The organism is Flavobacterium sp. MMLR14_040, from assembly GCF_033657265.1.
Lineage (GTDB): Bacteria > Bacteroidota > Bacteroidia > Flavobacteriales > Flavobacteriaceae > Flavobacterium.
The window spans coordinates 14,666-36,773 of record NZ_JAWVWO010000010.1 but is presented as its reverse complement, the minus strand read 5'-3'; the positions used below and the strand labels follow the sequence as shown (position 1 = coordinate 36,773).

General features: G+C 33.2%; 23 protein-coding genes and 1 tRNA gene. 20 read left to right on the top strand and 4 right to left on the bottom strand.

All coding sequences use genetic code 11. The features are described from left to right. The first annotated feature begins 47 nt into the window (after positions 1-47). The 4 genes from SD960_RS14355 to SD960_RS14340 all read left to right on the top strand — a co-directional run bounded on the left by SD960_RS14355 (position 48) and on the right by SD960_RS14340 (position 4,000). A complete protein-coding gene (locus SD960_RS14355) occupies positions 48-1,052 on the top strand; it encodes a hypothetical protein (protein WP_318804197.1) in 1,005 nt (334 codons plus the stop codon). Continuing rightward, positions 1,012-3,366: a hypothetical protein gene (locus SD960_RS14350; protein WP_318804195.1), complete on the top strand. Its 2,355-nt coding sequence runs from the start codon at positions 1,012-1,014 to the stop codon at positions 3,364-3,366. The genes SD960_RS14355 and SD960_RS14350 overlap by 41 nt, the downstream gene beginning before the upstream one ends. A 9-nt stretch (positions 3,367-3,375) precedes the next feature. Further along, complete coding sequence (mce, locus tag SD960_RS14345) at positions 3,376-3,780, top strand: methylmalonyl-CoA epimerase (RefSeq protein WP_318804193.1); 405 nt, start codon at positions 3,376-3,378, stop codon at positions 3,778-3,780. Positions 3,781-3,926: 146 nt separating this feature from the next. Further along, positions 3,927-4,000 (top strand) — tRNA-Ile (locus SD960_RS14340). 422 nt (positions 4,001-4,422) lie between these two features. Here the strand turns inward: SD960_RS14340 and SD960_RS14335 are convergent. After that, on the bottom strand, positions 4,423-4,719 hold the full coding sequence (locus SD960_RS14335) for a hypothetical protein (protein WP_318804191.1): 297 nt from the start codon (positions 4,717-4,719) through the stop codon (positions 4,423-4,425). An 8-nt stretch (positions 4,720-4,727) separates the two neighbouring features. After that, complete coding sequence (locus tag SD960_RS14330) at positions 4,728-5,318, bottom strand: riboflavin synthase (RefSeq protein WP_318804189.1); 591 nt, start codon at positions 5,316-5,318, stop codon at positions 4,728-4,730. A gap of 57 nt (positions 5,319-5,375) precedes the next feature. On the opposite strand from SD960_RS14330, the gene pdxA reads away from it, so the two are divergent. The 13 genes from pdxA to SD960_RS14265 all read left to right on the top strand — a co-directional run bounded on the left by pdxA (position 5,376) and on the right by SD960_RS14265 (position 14,442). Next, entirely contained in the window at positions 5,376-6,425 is a 1,050-nt protein-coding gene (pdxA, locus tag SD960_RS14325) for a 4-hydroxythreonine-4-phosphate dehydrogenase PdxA (RefSeq protein WP_318804187.1), read from the top strand. A gap of 104 nt (positions 6,426-6,529) precedes the next feature. Further along, entirely contained in the window at positions 6,530-7,072 is a 543-nt protein-coding gene (locus tag SD960_RS14320) for a DUF177 domain-containing protein (RefSeq protein WP_318804185.1), read from the top strand. Between the two features lie 9 nt (positions 7,073-7,081). Continuing rightward, positions 7,082-7,276 (top strand): 50S ribosomal protein L32, encoded by a 195-nt coding sequence (gene rpmF / locus SD960_RS14315; protein WP_031455170.1) that lies wholly within the window; start codon positions 7,082-7,084, stop codon positions 7,274-7,276. Between the two features lie 172 nt (positions 7,277-7,448). After that, positions 7,449-8,447 carry a beta-ketoacyl-ACP synthase III gene (locus tag SD960_RS14310; RefSeq protein WP_318804177.1) on the top strand — a complete coding sequence of 333 codons (999 nt, stop codon included), beginning with the start codon at positions 7,449-7,451 and terminating at the stop codon, positions 8,445-8,447. Between the two features lie 23 nt (positions 8,448-8,470). Next, the gene (gene accB / locus SD960_RS14305) at positions 8,471-8,959 is read left to right on the top strand and encodes an acetyl-CoA carboxylase biotin carboxyl carrier protein (RefSeq protein ID WP_318804176.1); all 489 of its coding nucleotides are present in this window, start codon (positions 8,471-8,473) and stop codon (positions 8,957-8,959) included. A 103-nt stretch (positions 8,960-9,062) separates the two neighbouring features. Further along, positions 9,063-10,409 (top strand): acetyl-CoA carboxylase biotin carboxylase subunit, encoded by a 1,347-nt coding sequence (gene accC / locus SD960_RS14300; protein WP_318804174.1) that lies wholly within the window; start codon positions 9,063-9,065, stop codon positions 10,407-10,409. A 539-nt stretch (positions 10,410-10,948) separates the two neighbouring features. After that, a complete protein-coding gene (locus SD960_RS14295) occupies positions 10,949-11,245 on the top strand; it encodes a hypothetical protein (protein WP_302093822.1) in 297 nt (98 codons plus the stop codon). A gap of 72 nt (positions 11,246-11,317) precedes the next feature. Then, complete coding sequence (locus tag SD960_RS14290; RefSeq protein ID WP_073397614.1) at positions 11,318-11,614, top strand: hypothetical protein; 297 nt, start codon at positions 11,318-11,320, stop codon at positions 11,612-11,614. Between the two features lie 64 nt (positions 11,615-11,678). Beyond that, positions 11,679-11,975 (top strand): hypothetical protein, encoded by a 297-nt coding sequence (locus tag SD960_RS14285; RefSeq protein WP_318804170.1) that lies wholly within the window; start codon positions 11,679-11,681, stop codon positions 11,973-11,975. A 61-nt stretch (positions 11,976-12,036) separates the two neighbouring features. Next, positions 12,037-12,327 carry a hypothetical protein gene (locus SD960_RS14280; RefSeq protein ID WP_318804168.1) on the top strand — a complete coding sequence of 97 codons (291 nt, stop codon included), beginning with the start codon at positions 12,037-12,039 and terminating at the stop codon, positions 12,325-12,327. A gap of 35 nt (positions 12,328-12,362) precedes the next feature. After that, on the top strand, positions 12,363-12,662 hold the full coding sequence (locus tag SD960_RS14275; protein WP_318804167.1) for a PepSY-like domain-containing protein: 300 nt from the start codon (positions 12,363-12,365) through the stop codon (positions 12,660-12,662). Positions 12,663-12,667: 5 nt separating this feature from the next. Beyond that, positions 12,668-12,964 (top strand): hypothetical protein, encoded by a 297-nt coding sequence (locus SD960_RS14270; RefSeq protein WP_318804165.1) that lies wholly within the window; start codon positions 12,668-12,670, stop codon positions 12,962-12,964. A gap of 128 nt (positions 12,965-13,092) precedes the next feature. Continuing rightward, on the top strand, positions 13,093-14,442 hold the full coding sequence (locus SD960_RS14265) for a sigma-54 dependent transcriptional regulator (RefSeq protein WP_318804163.1): 1,350 nt from the start codon (positions 13,093-13,095) through the stop codon (positions 14,440-14,442). On the opposite strand, the gene SD960_RS14260 is transcribed toward SD960_RS14265, so the two are convergent. Continuing rightward, on the bottom strand, positions 14,439-16,877 hold the full coding sequence (locus tag SD960_RS14260) for a hybrid sensor histidine kinase/response regulator (protein ID WP_318804161.1): 2,439 nt from the start codon (positions 16,875-16,877) through the stop codon (positions 14,439-14,441). The two genes, SD960_RS14265 and SD960_RS14260, sit on opposite strands and share 4 nt — an antisense overlap. A gap of 191 nt (positions 16,878-17,068) precedes the next feature. Then, positions 17,069-18,970, bottom strand: coding sequence for a S9 family peptidase (locus tag SD960_RS14255; protein WP_318804160.1), 1,902 nt, complete (start codon positions 18,968-18,970; stop codon positions 17,069-17,071). A 314-nt stretch (positions 18,971-19,284) separates the two neighbouring features. On the opposite strand from SD960_RS14255, the gene SD960_RS14250 reads away from it, so the two are divergent. The 3 genes from SD960_RS14250 to SD960_RS14240 are packed head-to-tail and all read left to right on the top strand — an operon-like array spanning position 19,285 to position 22,107. Beyond that, a complete protein-coding gene (locus SD960_RS14250; RefSeq protein ID WP_318804159.1) occupies positions 19,285-20,397 on the top strand; it encodes an FAD-dependent oxidoreductase in 1,113 nt (370 codons plus the stop codon). After that, positions 20,397-21,170, top strand: coding sequence for a monofunctional biosynthetic peptidoglycan transglycosylase (mtgA, locus tag SD960_RS14245; RefSeq protein ID WP_318804158.1), 774 nt, complete (start codon positions 20,397-20,399; stop codon positions 21,168-21,170). Before SD960_RS14250 ends, mtgA begins: the two co-directional genes overlap by 1 nt. Continuing rightward, positions 21,157-22,107 carry a lipid A deacylase LpxR family protein gene (locus SD960_RS14240; protein WP_318804156.1) on the top strand — a complete coding sequence of 317 codons (951 nt, stop codon included), beginning with the start codon at positions 21,157-21,159 and terminating at the stop codon, positions 22,105-22,107. Before mtgA ends, SD960_RS14240 begins: the two co-directional genes overlap by 14 nt. Position 22,108 lies beyond the last annotated feature (1 nt).

Genomic DNA, 22,108 nt, shown 5'->3' with positions numbered 1-22,108 from the left:
CCGGATTATAATTTCTTACTTTTGAATCTGCATTTAATTTAATTGGTTTGAAAAATAATATTTTAATTGGTTTTGTGTTTTTACTGCTTGTTTCCTGTAGCAAAACAAAAGAGCCAATTGTATCTTTTTATTATTGGAAAACGATCTTCAAATTGTCTGAAACCGAGAAAGAGGTTTTGAGAAAAAGTAACGTTACGAAGCTTTATATTCGCTATTTTGATATTGGTTTACATCCCGAATCTAAAGAGCCAATTCCGATAAGTCCGATACATTTTCAGGAAGATTTAAATGCTTTCGAAATTGTTCCTGTGGTTTTTATCAAAAATAAAGTCATGCTGCAAACCAATCTTGATATTGAGGATTTGGCGCAAAAGACTTTTCGATTAATCGAAGAAATAAATGCCAAAAACAAAATTGCATCTAAGGAAATTCAAATTGATTGCGACTGGACGCTTGAAAGTAAAGGTAATTATTTGAAGTTTATTGAACGGTTTAAAAAACTTTCGCATAAAAAACTCTCCGCAACAATACGATTGCATCAGGTTAAATATTTCAAAAAGACCAAAATCCCAAATGTAGATTCCGGAGTTTTAATGTACTATAATATGGGTTCAATAGCGCCCGATGCAGAAAATTCTATTTACAGTTCTAAAATTGCCGAGAGGTATCTTAAAAGTTTAAAAAAGTATCCGTTGCATCTTGATTTTGCTTTACCAATATATTCGTGGGGAGTTCATATTCGTGATGGAAAAGTGATCGGTTTGCGTTCCAAATTAAATGTGAGCGAACTTAAAAAAGACAAAAACTTCGAGCAAATTGATGTGATTTTCTTTAAAGTGAAAAAATCCAATTATAAAAATGGTGTTTTTTACGAAGAAAACGATAAACTCAAAATAGAAGCCATTTCTGCAGAAGATTTAAAAGAAATGGCACAAGAATTGGATGAAAATTTAGCTCAGACACCAAACGAAATTATTTTTTACGATTTAGATGAATTCAATATAAATACCTATGAAAAGAATATTTTTAAACAAGTTGTTTCTTATTTCTAGTGCTTCTTTCCTTTTTGTTTACGGAATAATTTATGCCTGCGCAGGTGGAGACGACTGGGATTTTTTTAGTTACAACTCCAATTTTACGCCTGAAACCTTTACAGATAAATCATATACGCCACTTTTTTTATCGGGAGATATTTTTTACGGAATTGGTTTTGATACGCAGCATAATTCCAGGTTTAATGAAGATATAAAATCAGACTGGGAAAATTATTTAAAAGGAAAAGCAGATGCTTCGACTGTAAGTTATTTTTTGATTGGTGAAGAAACACCAATGTATTCATCTGAGAAAAAAACACCTCAGAATAAAACTGATATTACACAGCTTCATGTTTATTTGAAAACAAAAAAAGACAATCCGACTTCTTTAAAATGGGGAAAGAAAATCAATTTGAAAGATGAGAAAATTAAAAACTTTATCGAGTTTTTATATTTGGCACAAAAAATAGAAACTGTTTCTATCAATACCGATTATTGGAGTTATGAACCGGTTGTGGCAAAAACCTTCAATGATTTTAAGATGATTCAGTCTATCGAAAATGTTTACAATACCACTAAAGATCCGTTTTTAGAAAACAGATATTGGTTTCTTACCATGAAAGCTTTTTTCTACAGCACCAATAAACAAAAAGCGCTTGATTTTTTTAATAAAACAGAAAAATCGGTTCCTAAAAATGTATTGTATTATCGCGCGCTTTCCTACGTTGCGGGAATAAAACACAAACAGAAAAAATACGCAGAATCGAATTGTTTGTATGCACAAGTATTTGATAAATGCCCGGAATTGAGAATTGTTACGGCTTACAGTTTTCATCCACAAAATGATGCTGATTGGAATAAATCGTTGTTTTTGGCTAAAAATAATAGTGAAAAAGCAGCACTTTGGGCGATTCATGGTTTTTATAAAGATGGAAAACAAGCTATTGCAAAAATTCACGAACTTGACCCAAAAAGTGAGCATTTGAATTATTTGTTAACCCGATTGGTAAACGGGCAGGAGGAAAGTATTAATAATTCGTTTCAGGAAGGTGCGAAAGAAAATGTTCCGGCAAAAAAGCAAACTGTTGCTGAAAACAAAGAGCTAAACAAAAGCAAAATTGATAAAACGGCATTCGATTTAGTGTCTAAAATAGCTGCGGCAGGAAATACCAATAAACCTTATTTATGGGATATTTCATTAGGATATTTACAAACATTAAAAGGCGATTATGCAACGGCAGAAACTAACTTTGATAAAGCCGAAAAAACAATGCCTAAAACGGAGTTGGCAAAACTTCAATTAAGGCTGCTTCGCTTTGTAAATAATATGAGCAAGATTGATAAACTTACAGATAAAAATGAAAAAACAATTTTAGCAGATTTAAACTGGTTGTATCAGGAACTTCCAAAAACATATAAAGGGCAGGAGTTTCGTTATCAAAATGCTGCACAGTGGAGTAAAAATTATTTAGCATCGCTTTACAGAGCAAAATCGAATCCGGTTATGGCAGAATTATTTGGCGATACTCCGGATAATTATTGGGGTCGCGGAAATTCTTTTTACGACAATGAAAAGAATTTGCTGGATATGAAAGCTTTTTTGGCTAAAACAGATAAAACCGAAATCGAAAAAATAGCGGCAGGAATTTATAGTTTGAAAGTAAAAGATATTAGCAATTTTCAGGCAGTTCAGGCAACTTTTAAAAATAAAATCCCGGAAGCAATTGGTTTTATTCAGCAAACAGATTCTGTTCAGTATTATCAATTTTTAGGGAATCCGTTTAACGGAAATATAAAAGATTGCCACGATTGTGATCATGCGGCGTATCAAAAAAAGAAATATTCTCAATTGGATTTTCTAACCACAATAAAAGAAATGCAGGATAAACTGGCTCAAAAAGAAGATGTTTACACAAATAGTTTATTGTTAGGAAATGCTTTTTATAATATCACACATTTTGGAAACGGAAGGACTTTCTATGAAATAAGTATTGTAGGATACGGTTCAAGTCCGTATTCATTTAGAGATTCCATGAAAAAAATGATTACAAATTGTGATTTGCCGAAAATGTATTATCAAAAAGCATTTGAAGCGGCAACGACAAAAGAACAAAAAGCAAAATGTATTTACATGCTGGCAAAATGCGAGCGCAATGAATATTATAATACTAAGTACAACAATGTAACCAATTGGTGGAGTATAGAAGATGATAAAGTTAATTTTATCGCCTGGAACGGATTTAAAACCCTGAAAAAAGATTATTCTGATACAAAATACTATCAGGATGTGATTTCGGAATGCGGTTATTTTAATACTTATATTAATCAATAATAAAAGCAAATGGTAAATAAAATTGAACATATAGGAATTGCAGTCAAAAATATTGAGGAGTCAAATAGCTTGTTCGAAAAATTATTAGGTGTTTCTTCTTACAAATCAGAAGAAGTACAAAGTGAAGGCGTTTTAACTTCTTTTTTTCAAACAGGAACGAATAAAATTGAACTTTTGATGGCAACAAATCCAGAAAGTCCAATTGCGAAGTTTTTGGAAAAAAAAGGAGAAGGAATTCATCATATTGCTTTTGATGTTGATGATATCGCTGCAGAAATAGAACGTCTAAAAAGCGAGGGTTTTGTACTGATTAATGAGGTTCCTAAAAAAGGTGCCGATAATAAATGGGTTGTTTTTTTGCATCCGAAGAATACAAATGGCGTTTTGGTAGAGCTTTGTCAGGAAATTAAATAAAAAAAACACAATTTGGTTTTTAAATAAGATATTGAAAATCAATTGTGTTTTTAAGATGAGTGGATGTGATTTTAAATTAAATGCAAATCAAGCCTTAAAATATTTGGAGTGAACGAAAAATAGTAGTAATATTGCATCCTCAAACCGGTCCTATAGCTCAGCTGGTTAGAGCACCTGACTCATAATCAGGTGGTCCCTGGTTCGAGCCCAGGTGGGACCACAGAAATAGAAAGCCTTTACAGCAATGTAGAGGTTTTTTTTGTGAAATAAATTCAGGCTAATCCGATCAAAAAATTAGGGAATTGTTATATAAATGAGTTGAAGAGAACTCGTAACTCTGAATTGGATCTTTAAAAAAAAGCTGTTTTATAAATTTTGAAGTCTAAATGAATAAATTATTGTCTTATTATATTTATAAATAAGTTATCATAAAACCAAAAGCAAAAAATATTCGTAAATGTATAAAATAGCAATAGGATATGCTGTAATGCATGATCTGTTAAGATTTGAAAAAAACACACAAAAAATCACAAAGTTTTTTTGTTTAAAAATCTTGGATTTTAGACAAAATCTTCTACATTTGCCGCTGTAATAAAGCGTAAAAGATTGTTTTTGTGCGAATTATAATAAATAAAGCTGAATTTAATAATATATACTATTGTTTTTCAATATGTTGAGATTTATGAAAATAACAAAGACTGTTTTATTGGCATTTTTAATAACCTTGATAAATGTATCAAGTGTTCTGGCAGATGGAACTCCGCCTTCACCTGGTAATAGAGCCTCGGCAATTCCGCCGCCACCTGCAGATGGACCTATTGATGAATATTTAATAGTTTTGTTAATATGTGGTTTTTCTTTTGGAATACATACGATATACAGATATAATTTAAATAAAAAAGCTTCAATATAAATTGAAGCTTTTTTTTTATGACACATTGTGAATTTTATTTGTTTATCGCGTAAAGCCTCGAAATGTACTTTCCTACCACGTCGAATTCCAGATTTATTTTAGTTCCAACTTTAAAGTTTTTGAAATTTGTATTTTCAAAAGTATAAGGGATAATAGAAACACTAAATTCATTGGTCTTAGAATTTACAACTGTTAAACTAACTCCGTTTACAGTGATCGAACCTTTTTCTATTGTAATATTGTTGAGGTTTTTATCGTATTCAAAAGTATAATTCCAACTTCCGTTTGCTTCTTCAATTTTAATGCATGTTCCTGTTTGGTCAACGTGGCCCTGAACGATATGTCCGTCAAGGCGATCGCCCAGTTTCATTCCTCTTTCAAGATTTACAATATCGTTTACCTGCCATTCTCCAATATTTGTTTTTAGAATCGTTTCATCTATAGCGGTTACGGTATAAAAAGAGTCTTTTATGGCAACGACCGTCAGGCAAATTCCGTTGTGCGAAACGCTTTGGTCAATTTTCAATTCATGTGTAATGGAGGAGTCGACTGTTATGTGAAGATTGTTTTGGTCTTTTTGTATTTCGTGAATCCTTCCTAGGGTTTCTATAATTCCTGTAAACATTGTTATTTTATTTTACTAAATTTGCACATCAAAATTAGTAATAAATAATCTGAGCTCATGAATAAAAAAGCAGAAAATATAATTGTTGGAATTTCAATAGGAGATTTAAACGGTATTGGAAGCGAAGTTATATTGAAAACATTCGAAGATTCTCGAATGTTAGAACTGTGTACGCCGGTTATTTTTGCAAATGCCAAAATTCTTTCTTTCGTTAAAAAAAATTTTACTTCAACGGTTCAGTTTCACGGTGTAGATAAATTGGATCAGGTCTTACCGGGAAAAGTAAATGTGTATAATTTATGGAAAGAAGGAGTTGATATTAATTTAGGAGCAAATGATGAGAAAATAGGAACCTACGCCATAAAGTCATTTGTTGCTGCTACAAAAGCGTTAAAAGAAGATTTAATTGACGTTTTAGTCACAGCTCCCATCAACAAATACAATATTCAGTCGGAAGAATTTAAATTTCCCGGGCATACCGATTATTTAGATCAGGAATTAGAAGGGAATGCCTTGATGATGATGGTTCAGGATAATCTTAGAGTCGGGTTGTTAACAGATCATGTTCCTTTAAGTGAAGTTTCTTCGCATTTAACAGAAGAACTAATTACAAGAAAAATCGAAACAGTAAGAAAATCACTGATTCAGGATTTTAGTATTGTAAAGCCAAAAATTGCTGTTTTAGGATTAAATCCGCATGCTGGTGATGGAGGAGTGATTGGGAAAGAAGATGATTTGGTTTTAAAGCCAACCTTAAAGAAAATATTTGATTCGGGAACAATGGTTTTTGGTCCGTTTCCTGCAGATGGTTTTTTTGGAAGCGGTCAGTATGAAAAATATGATGCTATTGTGGCAACCTATCACGATCAGGGTTTGATTCCATTTAAGACATTATCATTTGGAAAAGGAGTTAATTATACTGCGGGATTAAATAAAGTAAGAACCTCGCCAGATCATGGTACAGCCTATGATATTGCAGGAAAAGATATGGCAGATTACAATTCGTTTAAAGAAGCAGTTTATCTCGCGATTGATATTTTTCGCTCGCGTAATCAGTATGAGGAGATTAGCCAAAAACCTCTTAAAATAAAAGAAAAACAGTTATAAACAAAAAAAGGTGAATAAGATTATTAGTTTTACAATAATTTTATATCTTTGCACCCCAATTCGGATATCTAGTTTAGATATGAAGAGGACAAATTGATGTTGAAATGAGCAAAACAAAAGAATTTTTAATTCCATTTATTGGATTAAAGCTGGGAAAACACCATTTTGAGTATCAAATAAGTAATGCGTTCTTTGAGAACTTTGATTACGACGAATTTCAAAGTTCTGATATCAAAGTGAGTTTAGTTTTAGATAAGAAAAACAACATGTTAGAGTTGGAATTCAAGCATAAAGGAACTGTAAATGTGCCTTGTGATCTAACAGGCGAAGATTTTGATCTTCCTATAAAAGGAAAAATGAAATTGATTGTTCGTTTTGGAGATGAATTCAATAATGATAACGAAGAGCTGTTAATTCTGCCGCATGGTGAGCATGAAATAGATGTTGAACAATACATTTATGAAATGATTGCGCTTTCGGTACCGCTAAAACGAGTTCATCCGGGAGTTAAAGACGGAACTTTAAAAAGTGAAGCTTTAACCAAACTGAATGAATTAAAAGTAAAAGAACAAAAAGAAGAGAGTAAACAAGAAGAAGATATTGACCCGCGTTGGGACAAACTAAAAAAACTATTAACGGATAAATAATATAGTAAAATGGCACATCCTAAGAGAAAAATCTCGAAAACAAGAAGAGATAAGAGAAGAACACATTATAAAGCTACTGTAGCTCAAATCGCTACATGTCCTATTACTGGAGAAGCACATTTATACCACAGAGCTTACTGGCATGAAGGTAAAATGTATTACAGAGGGCAAGTTGTTATCGATAAATCTGAAGCGGTTGCTTAATACGTTTTTGTAAATTATACTAGAACTCTCACATAGTGAGAGTTTTTTTTGTTGGTTATAATTTTCGGTTTTTAAGAAAATAGATACAAATTCGCTTCGTTTTTTTTTGTACTTTTCAAGTCTTTTAAAAATTTTTCAAATAATAATATTTGGAAGGAAATAATAGAATATAATGAATACAATCACAGCCGCAATTACCGCTGTTGGAGGCTATGTTCCAGACTTTGTTCTTTCGAACAAAGTGTTAGAAACAATGGTAGATACCAATGACGAATGGATTACCACTCGTACCGGAATTAAAGAAAGAAGAATTCTTAAAGATGCTGACAAAGGAACATCGTTTCTTGCTATAAAAGCAGCACAAGATTTAATCGCGAAAGCTAATATCGATCCGCTAGAGATAGATATGGTAATCATGGCAACAGCTACAGCAGATATGCCGGTAGCCTCTACAGGAGTTTATGTTGCGACACAAATTGGAGCTACAAATGCATTTGCATATGATTTGCAAGCCGCATGCTCAAGTTTCTTATACGGAATGTCAACTGCTGCAGCTTATGTGCAGTCAGGTCGATACAAAAAAGTACTATTAATTGGTGCCGATAAAATGTCATCAATTGTAGATTATACAGACAGATCAACTTGTATTATTTTTGGAGATGGAGCAGGAGCTGTTTTATTCGAACCAAATTATGAAGGCTTAGGCTTGCAAGATGAATACCTACGAAGCGATGGGCAAGGACGCGACTATCTTAAAATCCCTGCCGGTGGTTCTTTAATACCTACTACAGAAGAAACCGTACAAAACAGACAGCACAATATTATTCAGGACGGGAAAACCGTTTTTAAATTTGCTGTTACCAATATGGCTGATGCAAGCGAATTGATCGTAAAAAGAAACAATTTGACTAATGAAGATGTAAATTGGTTAGTGCCCCATCAGGCAAATAAACGTATTATTGATGCAACTGCAGGCAGAATGAATCTTGATGATTCTAAAGTGTTAATGAATATCGAAAGATATGGTAATACAACTTCAGCTACTTTGCCATTAGTACTATACGACTTTGAACACTTATTGAAAAAAGGAGATAATATTATTTTTGCCGCTTTTGGTGGAGGATTCACTTGGGGATCTATCTATTTGAAATGGGCTTACGATAAAAAATAAATTAAAACTAAAAACGAATCATTATGGATTTAAAAGAAATTCAAAACCTAATCAAATTTGTAGCAAATTCGGGAGTTGCAGAAGTAAAGTTGGAAATGGATGATGTAAAAATCACTATTAGAACAACTTTAGAAGGAAACGTTACTGAAACTACTTATGTACAACAATTGCCTGCTCAAGCGCAATTGCCACAAGCAGTTGCTCCTCAACAAGTAGCTCCAGCTGTTGTAAACGTAACTAGTGAGGCATCTGCACCAGCAGAAGATTCGAAATATATTACTATAAAATCACCAATCATTGGTACTTTTTATAGAAAACCATCTCCGGACAAACCTGTTTTCACTGAAGTAGGAAGCACTATTGCAAAAGGTGATGTTCTTTGTGTAATTGAAGCAATGAAATTATTCAACGAAATCGAATCAGAAGTTTCAGGTAAAATTGTAAAAATTCTTGTAGACGATATGTCTCCTGTAGAATTTGACCAACCTTTATTCTTAGTTGATCCATCATAAATAAATTTAGATTTTAGATTTTAGATTTTAGAATGAGGAGCAATTTGTTAATCATCTAAAATTATCTAATGATCAAATTGTCTAATTATCTAATTAAATAAAGATGTTTAAAAAAATATTAATTGCGAATAGAGGAGAAATTGCACTTCGTGTAATTCGTACATGTAAAGAGATGGGAATCAAGACTGTAGCGGTTTACTCTACAGCCGATGCAGAAAGTCTACATGTTAAGTTTGCTGACGAAGCGGTTTGTATTGGTCCTCCTCCAAGTAACTTATCGTATTTGAAAATGTCAAATATCATTGCCGCTGCCGAAATTACAAACGCAGATGCAATACATCCAGGATATGGATTTCTTTCTGAGAATGCTAAATTCTCAAAAATTTGTCAGGAACACGGAATCAAATTTATTGGGGCTGCTCCTGAAATGATTGACAGAATGGGAGATAAAGCTTCTGCAAAAGCAACAATGAAAGCTGCAGGAGTTCCATGTGTACCAGGTTCTGAAGGATTATTAGAATCTTTCGAACAAACACAAAAATTAGCTAAAGAATTTGGTTACCCGGTGATGCTTAAAGCAACTGCTGGTGGTGGTGGAAAAGGAATGCGTGCTGTCTGGAAAGAAGAAGAGCTTTTGAAAGCTTGGGAAAGTGCACGTCAGGAAGCTGCTGCTGCATTTGGAAATGATGGTATGTACATGGAGAAACTTATTGAAGAACCACGTCATATCGAAATTCAGGTTGTTGGAGATTCATACGGAAAAGCATGTCACCTTTCTGAAAGAGACTGCTCGGTACAACGTCGTCACCAAAAACTAACAGAAGAAACGCCTTCACCATTCATGACTGATGAATTACGTACTGCAATGGGTGAGGCTGCTGTAAAAGCTGCTGAATTTATTAAATACGAAGGTGCAGGAACTGTAGAATTTTTGGTTGATAAACACAGAAACTTCTACTTCATGGAAATGAATACACGTATCCAGGTAGAACACCCAATCACAGAACAAGTTATTGATTATGATTTGATTCGTGAGCAAATTATGGTGGCTGCCGGAATCCCGATTTCAGGTAGAAACTACTTACCGGAATTGCATGCTATCGAATGTCGTATTAATGCTGAAGATCCTTATAATGATTTTCGTCCTTCACCAGGAAAAATTACTACACTTCATATGCCGGGAGGTCACGGAGTTCGTTTAGATACTCACGTTTATTCTGGTTACACTATTCCGCCAAACTACGATTCGATGATCGCTAAATTAATTACTACGGCACAATCTCGTGAAGAGGCTATCAGCAAAATGCGTAGAGCTTTGGATGAGTTTGTTATCGAAGGTGTTAAAACAACAATACCTTTCCATAGACAATTAATGGATGATCCGAGATATATTGCAGGAGATTATACGACTGCATTTATGGATACTTTTAAAATGAATCCAATAGAATAATAATAAAAAGGCTGTCAATTTTGACGGCCTTTTTTGTTTTTACTCCATATCATAAACCCGACAGGTTTTAAAACCTGTCGGGTCTCGTGTGAATACCTATAATATATTCACATTCTTTGCACCTCTAAATTATATCGCATTTTAAACATAGCACGTGGTTTCAACCACGGGAGATGCGTTGGGAATAAAGTGGTGATAAGAGGTGATAATTATTGCGTCCCAACGGTTAAAACCGTTAACTATGTTTATAGCATTATGTAAAGATTTTCAATTTTGGTATTTTTCATAACAAACCCGACAGGTTTTAAAACCTGTGTCGGGTTTACTTTTTATGTGGTAAACACATTTTGTGTATACTTTTTACACACAATATCAGTCAATTACACACTTTTTCAATTTATTTATTTTTGGCACATTAGTCTAAATCCCTTTAAAAACAGGCTTTTACAGAGATTAAGCGATTATCATCTTGTTACGGCATAATTATTTCATTATCTAAAGCGTAAACAACTATTAACAAAATTAAATATATACACATTATGAAAAATTTATTTTTATCAGCCGCAATCGTTTTGGGAAGTTTAACATCATTCGCTTCAACTTCACCAATTTCAAATACAATCGTTAAAACAATTTCTATTCAGGACGAATACACAGAAATTAAGGTAGAAGAAGTTCCTGCTGCAGTTACAGATGCTTTGAAAAAAGCTTATCCGGATGCAGTACTTTCAAAAGCATACAAAAATGCAAAATCAGAATATAAATTGGATGTTACAGTAGGTGACAAAGTTGGTTCTCTTTATGCTAATGCAGATGGAACCTGGATTAAAAAATAATTTAATAGACTTTTATGTTTATTCAAATTAAGAATACTAAAATAAAATTACAAATATTAAAATATGACTATTATGAAAAATCTATTTTTATCAGCCGCAATCGTTTTGGGAGGTTTAACATCATTTGCTTCAACTTCTCCAATTTCAAATACAATCGTAAAAACAGTAACTATTCAGGATGATTATACTGAGATTAAAGTAGTAGAAGTACCAGTTGCAGTTACAGATGCACTTAAAAAAGCATACCCGGATGCAGTACTTACAAAAGCATACAAAAATACAAAATCTGAATATAAATTAGAAGTTACCGTAGGAGACAAAGTAGGTTCTCTTTATGCTAACGCAGACGGAACTTGGATTAAAAAATAAAATAAATATCTGATTTACAACAGATTACTAAAAATTAACGTTATTACTTAAAATATATATTATTATGAAAAATTTATTTTTATCAGCCGCAATCGTTTTGGGAGGTTTAACATCATTTGCTTCAACTTCTCCAATTTCAAATACAATCGTAAAAACAATTTCAATTCAGGATGATTATGCTGAAATCAAACTTGAAGAAGTACCAGCTCCTATAACAGAGGCTTTGAAAAAAGCTTACCCGGATGCAGTACTTTCAAAAGCATATAAAAACACAAAATCTGAGTATAAATTAGATGTTACTGTTGGAGACAAAGTAGGTTCTCTTTATGCTAATGCAGACGGATCTTGGATTAAAAAATAAGTAATTAATAAGTCGACTAACCAACGACTTAGGTTATAAATTACACTAAAAAACTATTATTATGAAAAAGTTAATATTATCAGCGGCAATTGTTCTGGGAACGTTGTCGATGCAAGCAGGAAATACTGTCGTTTTAAATTCAAATATTAAAACAATAAATCCTCAGGACGAATACAAAGAAATAGACGCTGTTCCGGCAGCAATTAAAACATCTTTAGATAATGCATATCCAGGCGTAAAGCTTGAAAAAGCATATGTAAACGCAAAAAAAGAATATAAAATCGAAATTAGCGTTAGAGATGTTAAGTCTATTGTTTATACAGACGAAAAAGGAACAATCCTTAAAAAATAATATAAATTAACATCAACCCTCAAAAAACAATCACTATGAAAAAGTTACTATTATCCACAGCAATCGTTTTAGGAAGTTTAACTGTAAATGCAGCTACTATTCCCTTAATAACAAATTCAATGAATCAATCAGTAACTATTCAGGATGAATTTACTGAGGTTAGTGCTGATGCTGTGCCTGCCGCAGTAAAATCTACGGTTGAAAAATCTTTTCCGGGAACAAAGCTTGAAAAAGCGTCTGTAAACCAAAAGAAAGAATATAAACTTGAAATCTCAAAAGGAGATCAAAAGTATACTGTATTTGCAGATGCTGAAGGAAACATCATTAAAAAATAATTATCATGAAAAAGATTGTCCTTTCAGTAGCGATCGTTCTAGCAAGTTTATCTATTTACGCAACCACAACTTTACAATCTGAAATAGTGAAAAGTGAAGTTGCTATACAAGCCGAATATACAGAAATCAGCGCCGATGCGGTTCCTACGGCTGTTAAAACAGCCTTAGAAACTGCTTATCCGGGAGCGAAAGTAGTAAAAGCATTTGTAAACGATAAAAAAGAATACAAACTAGAAATATCGGTTAAAGACCAAAAGGCTACTGTTTTTTCAGATGTCAATGGTAACTGGTTAAAAATATAATTAGGTGAATTAGATTTATGTTTTTGGTGAAAAAGAGATTGTTGAAGAACAATCTCTTTTTTTTTGCAAAATTTTATGAAAATACAACTTTAATAGTGTTATTTTAGCAGAAAAGTCCCTAAAAACAGATGCCAAAGATATTATTAATAGAAGATGACATTTCATTTTGCAAATTATTAGAACGATTTCTATTAAAAAAAGCATATGATGTAACTATTGCATTCTCAGCAGAAGAAGCAAGATTAGCGATCAAAAAAGAATCTTTCGATTTGATTTTGACAGATCTTCGTTTGCCTGATTCTGACGGTATCGGACTTATGAAAGAATTTAAAGATTCTTACCCTAATATTCCTGTAATTTTAATGACAGGATATTCAGATGTTAATACAGCAGTAAAAGCAATCAAAAATGGTGCTGCCGATTATATCTCAAAACCTTTTAACCCTGATGAGGTTTTACTAGTAATTACAAATGCGCTGCAAAGCGAAACCACAACAGAAGAAACTCCTTCTAAAGAAAAAAAAGCACTTAGAAAACAAACAACTTCTTCTGAAAATGAATTTGTAAAAGGAATTTCTGTTGCTTCAAAAAAATTGCTCGATCACATTCAATTGGTGAGCCCAACGGATATGTCCGTTTTAATTATCGGCGAAAGCGGCACAGGAAAAGAAATCATTGCCAAAAGCATCCATCAGCAAAGTAATAGAAAAAATAATAATTTTATAGCAGTCGATTGTGGCGCAATTCCAAAGGAATTAGCTGCAAGTGAATTCTTTGGGCATTTAAAAGGATCTTTTACCGGAGCTATTAGCGATAAAATGGGGTATTTTGAGGCCGCTAACGGAGGAACTCTTTTTTTAGATGAAATAGGGAATCTGTCTTACGAAAATCAAATACAGCTTTTAAGAGCGCTTCAGGAACGTAAGATCAAACCTGTTGGAAGCAATAAAGAAATTAATGTTGATATTCGAATCATTACTGCAACAAATGAAGATCTACGCGAAGCCGTTAAAAACGGTGATTTTCGTGAAGATTTATACCATAGAATAAACGAATTTTCAATTCAGTCGCCATCATTAACAGACAGGGGAGAAGATTTAATGGTTTTTGCCGATTATTTTTTGGAGAAAGCCAATCAACAACTGAACAAGGAAATTATCGGATTTTCGCCGGAAGTGGTTGATATTTTTCAAAAATACAGTTGGCCCGGAAATTTACGCGAATTACAAAACTGTGTAAAACGCGCTACATTATTATCTCGCGGTGATTTTATAGAAAGTGATGTTTTGCCTGCAGAGTTTTTTCAAATCCAGAAGCAAAGTTCAAATACGGGTAATTTTTCATTGTCTGAAAATGAAAAAGAAGCCATTATTTATGCTTTATCAAAAGCGCAAAACAACAAATCTGAAGCAGCAAAATTGCTTAAAATTACACGCAAAACACTTTACAATAAATTGAAACAATACAATATCGATTAAACAATTTCTTGTTTTAAAGATGTGAAAAGAGTTTCGGTCTTAGTTTTTAAGCTTTCGAAAATACTTTCTAAGCCTTCACTTTCTAAATCATTTCTTTCCAGGTTTTTAAGAATATTTCCAATTTCATTTGCCTGAATTTGCCTGAACATTGGCGCAATTCTGTGAGCAATTGTATTGATTTCTGTTATATTTTGTTGCGCTATTGCTTTTTCTAAAAAGACCATATTTTCATCTGTACTTTCAACAAATGATACAATGACATCTTTTAGTGCGTCATCGTCATTTCCTAAAAATTCTTTTAAAGTTTCTAATGAATAGAATTGAGTCGAATTTAGCTCAGCTTCATTAACTTCAGTTGTTGGAATATCTTTGTTTTCTAAAATATGCTGAATCGTCTGTAGTAATACTTTTGGCGAATAGGGTTTTTTAATTACAGTTGTAAATCCTGCCTCGGTGTAAACGGATAAATCCAAATCAGTTCGTCCTGTAAGTGCAATTATCGGCTGGTTTTTATAGGTTGAAAAATTATAGTTTCTCAATTTTTTGATAAACGTAAAGCCATCCATTTCCGGCATTTGAATATCAGTAATAATAAAATCAAAATTCGTGTTTGAAACAGTCTCTAATGCTTTTGTTGCTCTGTCAAACGATAGAACTTTGTGTTTTTCCTGTTTTAAAACACCGCTCGTTAAATTCAGTAAATTAATATCGTCGTCGATAACAATAAAAGTGAATTTTTTATTGTTAGCAAAAGCAGGCTTTTTAATTTCAGGAATTGCATTCTCACTGGTGTCAAACAATAATGGAAGTTTAATTTCAAAAGTACTTCCTTTTCCAAAAGTGCTTTCAAGATTTAAAGTTCCGCCCAAAATCGATATTATTTTTTGGCAAATAGCCAGACCCAGACCGGTTCCGCCGTATTTTTTTTCAATGCCTTCATTCGCTTGGGCAAATTCTTCAAAAACTATTTTCTGGTTTCCTTTTTCAATTCCTATTCCTGAATCTTCAATGGTTATAATAAAAAACGGCTCTTCAACATCCGCGAAAGCGCTGATTTTTATAAAACCTTCTTCTGTAAATTTATAAGCATTTCCAATAATGTTGGTCAAAATTTGTTTTAAACGAAATGGATCGCCTACTACTTTTGTATTCAGTTTTTCATCAACATTAATAATCAATTCAATATCTTTTTGCTTGTAAACTGTTTGAATGTTTTTGGCAACATCTTCGATAATTTCAGGCAAATAAAACGGTACCTTTTCGATTGTGATTTTTCCGGCTTCAATTTGAGAGAAATCCAATAAATCCTGAACCAGTTGCGAAATATATTCAGAGGAGTTTTTAATGTTTTTTACAAAATAAGATTGCTTCGAGTTTACATCAGAATTTCCTAAAAGTTCTGTGTAGCCAACAATTGTACTCAATGGCGTTTTTAAATCGTGGCTTACTGTCGAAATCAATTGTTCACGGCTTTTCAGCAGATTTTTGGTTTTAAAATTCGCAATCTCAAGCTGTTTTTTATACAATTGCGATTTTGAATAATCGCTCACAATTAAAATCGAGAAAAACAGCGTCAGAATTAAACCAATTATTGCCGAAGCCGTAACGATTTCATTGACTTTTTTAAGTGATTTTTCTTTAAGTGAATTGTTTTTAATAGAATTAATGATGATTTCTCTTTCGATAATTCGAAGCACTTTTCGAAGTTGTTCCGAAATTGCAATCTCATTTTTCAAGAGCTTGTTTTCTTCAAAATTCAAAGACTCTTTTTTCTTTTCTGCTTTTAGTTTTACATTGCTAAGCAGTTTTTTTGAATTGGCCAAAATAGAATCCGAAGCTTGTTTGCTCAATGTATTGGTGCTGTCATCGGGAATATTTTGATTAAGGTAATCAACATATTTCTGCAATACATTTCGCTGATAATTGCCAAGGTCATTGGGATTTTTAGTAAAATCCTGAAGTTCTAATTTACGCAGTTTAAACTCCATTTTGGTAATCTCGTCAATCGCCGTATTTACCGAAACTTCATCTTCTGCTTTATTTTTTATCGTTTTTAATTGTCGGATGTTTTCTGTTTTTTCAGATAGTAAATAGTTCACACTATCCAATAAAACCTTTTGATATTCTGTAGTAACAATTTCTTTTAAAGTATCAATCCTGCATCGCAACGAATCTGTTTCGATAAGATAACTTTTAAAATCACTTTCTGAATTGGTTTGAATTGTTTTTCTGGCGAGACTTTCGGTTTTGTAAACATTCGAAAAAAGTTTGCTGACCCTTAGAATTTTTGTTTTTTCGAAAGCAATCTTGCCCTCAAGTTTATTGTACACTACATTTTCTGAATACAAAAACCATCCAACAGTAACAACTAATCCCAATAAGGCAATATAACTGAAGAGGACTTTTATTGCAGTGTAACTTCTTTTGCTCTCCATAGGCTGTAATTGCTGGTATTTTTAAAATTGAAAGTATTGCAATTTATTTAAAATTTTCTGATTTTCAAGTATAAAATCATATCAATATGTTATATAATTGTAATATGAATTTACAAAAAAGCCATCTATTTTTGCCGACTAACAAAGTTGAATCTGCAAAAATAGATGGCTAATTTTATTTATTTAATATATTAAAGCGTTTCGCTCAGCCATTTAAAAAATTCTCCCTGCCAAACCTGAGCATTTTGTGGCTGTAAAACCCAATGGTTTTCTTCTGGAAAATAAACCAATCTGCTTTTAATTCCGCGAAGTTGTGCAGCCTGAAAAGCTTCTTGTCCTTGTCCGATTGGCACACGGAAATCTTTTCCTCCCTGAAAAATTAAAATCGGTTTATTCCAGTTTTGTACCAAAGTTGCCGGATTAAAAGTAGTGTAAGCTTTTTGAGCCACAGCATTGTCTTTTTCCCAATAAGCACCTCCAAAATCCCAATTGTTAAAGAAAACTTCTTCTGTAGTTCCCAACATACTTACTGTATTGAAAACGCCATCGTGAGCAATAAAAGTTTTAAAACGGTTGTTATGAATTCCGGCTAAATAAAATACCGAATATCCTCCATAACTTGCACCAACACAACCTAAACGACTTTTATCTACATAATTTTCTTTGGCAACGTCATCAATTGCAGAAAGGTAATCGTCCATCACTTGTCCGCCCCAGTCTTTACTAATTTTTTCGTTCCATTCAACACCGTGACCTGGCATTCCGCGACGGTTTGGTGCTACAACAATATAACCTTTTGCTGCCATTAAAGAGAAATTCCAACGGAAAGAATACGATTGTGTCAACGCACTTTGTGGTCCGCCTTGACAGAATAATAAAGTTGGATATTTTTTTGAAGCATCGAAATTTGGAGGTAGAATTACCCAAACCAACATTTTTTTGCCATCAGTTGTGGTAACATAACGTCTTTCAGTTTTGCCTAACGCCAATGTTTTATATGTTTCGGTATTGACGTTTGAAAGTTGTTTCCAGCTGCTTTTCTTCAAATTATAAGAGAAAATTTCCGGAGCATGATTCATGTCATTTCTTGTTACGATGATATCATCACCGGCAAAACCAACCAAGTCATTTACGTCAAAATCACCATTTGTAATTTGACGAACCTGAATTGCAATTCTAGTTAAACCCGGAAAATTAACAACAAAAAGTTGTTTTGTACCATCAACCGGAGCAACAAAATATACGTTTTTTCCATCTTTGCTCCAGATAAAATTATCTACAGTTCCGTCCCAATATGCCGTTAAGTTGGTTTTGATTCCTTTAAACTCAACAATAATATCGTTTTTATCAGCTTCGTAACCGTCACGTTTCATTTGTAACCATGTTAGGTTTCCTGTTGGAGAAAATTGCGGAGCCGTATCGTAACCCAAATTATCTTCGGTTCGGTTGGTCGTTTTTTGAGTTTCTAAATTGTACTCATAAATATTGGTATTGGTAGAAATTGCATATTCGGTTCCTGCTTTTTTCTTGCACACATACAAAATGCTTTTTCCATCAGGAGACCAGATATAATCTTCGTCGCCGCCAAATGGTTTTTGCGGAGAATCAAACGTTTCACCTTTTAAAATATCAATTCCTGTTGCGCCTTCTTTATTTTCTTTATAAAAAACATGGTTAAATTTTCCTTCATTCCAAGTATCCCAATGACGATAATCTAAACCATTATAAATTTGAACGTCTGATTTTGTCAGGTTTGGATAATAATCTTTTCCTAAGACTTTATCAATTTTAACTTCTTCATTATACACTAAAAATTTTCCGTCAGGCGAAATATTTTTGTCTTTCAAAATCTCTTTAGTATCCTTAATTTCAGTTGCATTTCCGCCATTTACAGGAATCGTGTAAAATTTAGAATGCGATTTGTTTTCTTCAACAGAAGGAGTTGAAACCTTAAAAACAACATTTTTTTCATCTTTCGAAAGTCCAAGCGCAGAGACTCTTCCTAACTTCCATAACAATTCCGGTGACATTACATTCTGTCCGATAGCATTTAAACTCATCATTATTAAGGTTGTAAATAATACTTTTTTCATAATAAAATTCTAATTTTTGTGGAGCTAAAAGTACAACTATATTTCAGCAAGTAAATGTTAAAAGATTCCAACCATATAAGTATTATAAGTTCATTTGAATCTCAGATAAATGATAAAATTAGCCACAGATTTCGCAAATTAAAATGATTTATGAAAAATAAAAATATTTTAAATTAACCATTAAGAGATTAAGAAAAATTAAGCTTTGCTACTTAATATAACTTAATCTCTTAATGGTAAAAAAATAATTTTAAATGATCTTATATAACTTATATGGTGAAAAAAAAATCATTATTTTTATAAAAAATTGCCAAATGGATTTAAGTTACTGGGAACTGAAAAATTGGTTCACCAACGTTGATTATACAATTGTTGGAAGCGGAATTGTAGGATTGCATGCAGCATTACGCTTACGCGAAAGATTTCCGGCAGCTAAAATTCTGGTTTTAGAAAAAGGAGCATTACCACAAGGTGCGAGTACAAAAAATGCCGGTTTTGCCTGTTTTGGAAGTCTTTCTGAAATTTTAGAAGATTTAAACACACATTCAGAAGAAGACGTTGTGCAATTAATCGAAAAACGCTGGCAGGGTTTGCAATTGCTTCGAAAAAGGCTTGGTGACACTGCAATAGATTTTAAACCTCACGGCGGATATGAATTGTTTCTAAAAGATGATGAAAGAGGTTTTAACGAAACGATAATGCGTTTGCCATTTATCAACGAAATTTTAAAACACATTTTCAAGAGTGATGTTTTTGCCAAAGAAGTCGATCGATTTGGATTTGAAAACATTCACGAATATTTGATTTTTAATCCGTTTGAAGCACAAATCGATACCGGAAATATGATGCAGGAATTGCTGAAACAAGCCGTTGCTGCAGATATTTTAATTTTGAATCAACAAATCGTAACAGGTTATGCCGATTTGGGAAATCAGGTTGAAATTGCTCTTGGGGATTTTAGTTTTAAATCTCAAAAAATACTTTTTGCTACAAATGGGTTTGCCAATGCTTTGACAAAAGGTGAAGTTCAGCCCGCCAGAGCGCAGGTTTTAATTACAGAACCTATTAAAAATCTGGATATTAAAGGAACTTTTCATTTGGATCGCGGTTATTATTATTTCAGAAATATTGGTGATAGAATTTTACTTGGAGGGGGAAGAAACCTCGATTTTGAAGCAGAAAATACAACTGAATTTGGTCAGACCAAAATTGTACAAAATAAGTTGGAAGATTTACTTAAAAATGTAATTTTACCAAATCAGGATTTCCAAATTGCACATCGTTGGAGCGGCATTATGGGAATCGGAAACAGTAAAAAACCTGTTGTTTCGCAACTGTCTGAAAACGTGTTTTGTGGAGTGCGTTTGGGCGGAATGGGCGTTGCAATAGGAAGTTTAATAGGAACAGAATTAGCAGATTTAATATAATGGGAGTTAAAAAAACACCACTAAAAAAAACAACAAGCGCAACTAAACCAAAACCTGCAGCTAAGAAAAAAGGAAATCGCTCTTTTGGCGAAAAAGTAAAATGGTTTTTTATTAAACTAATGTTATGGTTTTTCGGGCTCTCGATAGGGTCTGTAATATTTTTTAAATATATACCCGTGCCTTTTACGCCATTAATGTTAATAAGGGCGATAGAAAATAAACTGGGTGGCAAAGAGGTTTATTTCGATCACGATTGGGAACCTATCGATAAGATTTCGATGAATTTGCAAAAAGCCGTAATTGCCAGTGAAGACGGAACTTTTTTATCTCATAATGGTTTCGATTTCAAGGCACTTCAAAAAGCATATAAAAGCAACGAACGCGGACGCCGAATTCGTGGCGGAAGTACGATCTCGCAACAAACGGCCAAAAATGTGTTTTTATGGCAGGGAAAAAGTTATTTCCGTAAAGGTTTAGAAGCTTATTTTACTGTTTTAATAGAAATTATCTGGGGCAAAGAACGCATTATGGAAGTGTATCTGAACAGTATCGAAATGGGCGATGGTGTTTACGGAGCTTATGCGGCAACAGAACATTGGTATCGTCGTGATGCTTCGAGTTTAACGCCAATGCAGGCTGCCGGAATTGCTGCTATATTACCAAATCCAAGAAAATTCAAGGCAACAGGATCTTCCAGTTATATAAACCGACGTAAAGAAAGAATTGTTCGTGAAATGCGAGCAGTAGGAAAAATAAATTATGATGGGAAGTAAAAAGATTGTTTTTGCATTCCTGATAGTAACAACCACGTTGACTTTTGGACAAGGAAAAACTAAGGAAATAGGTTTTATAACAGATAATGATTTATATACATCGTCTAAAAATGACATGTATTATACGAATGGTCTGGAACTTTTTTACCGATTTTTATCAAAGAATGAAAATGAAAAAATCAACAAGAAAATAACTGAGTTTCGTGTTGGTCAATATATTTATAATCCGAGGTATATTAATATTGAAGCTCGTAACCGTAACAACCGTCCGTTTGCAGGTTATCTTTTTGCCGAAGCGGGGAGAAGCTTTTTTTATCAATCTGAATCAGTTTTAAAAACCGATTTCCAGTTGGGTTATATGGGGCCTAATGCCTTTGGAAGACAAATGCAGGAAGCTTTTCATCATACTATTGGATACAAAGAAGTTTTTGGCTGGGAAAATCAGGTTCACAATGCATTGGGCGTTCAGGCGCATGCTTTATATTCGAAGAAGTTACTTAAAAACGAACCCAACGAATTTGCTGATCTTCACTTTCAGACAGAAGCAAATGTTGGGACAATTTTCACCGGAGTTTCCGCAGGTTTTTTAACCCGACTAGGTTTCAAAAAATTACTTCCAATTTACGATTCTAATTTGCACGATGCTTCTGTAAGTTCCCAAGTGCAATACAATGTTCGTGAATTTTACTTTTACGCCATTCCGAGTATCAATTACCAATTTTATGATGCTACAATCGAAGGAAGCATGTTTAGCAATACAAGTCCGGTAACTTTCGAGTTGATTCCGTGGCGTTTTAATGCTGAATTTGGTTTAAAATACCGCCATAATAACTTCAATATGTCTTACTCTTTTATTTATCATGGAAAAGAATTAGAAAGTCATGATATGAACGGATCTTTTTACGGGAGTATTCGTTTGGGGTATTTGTTGAAGTAGG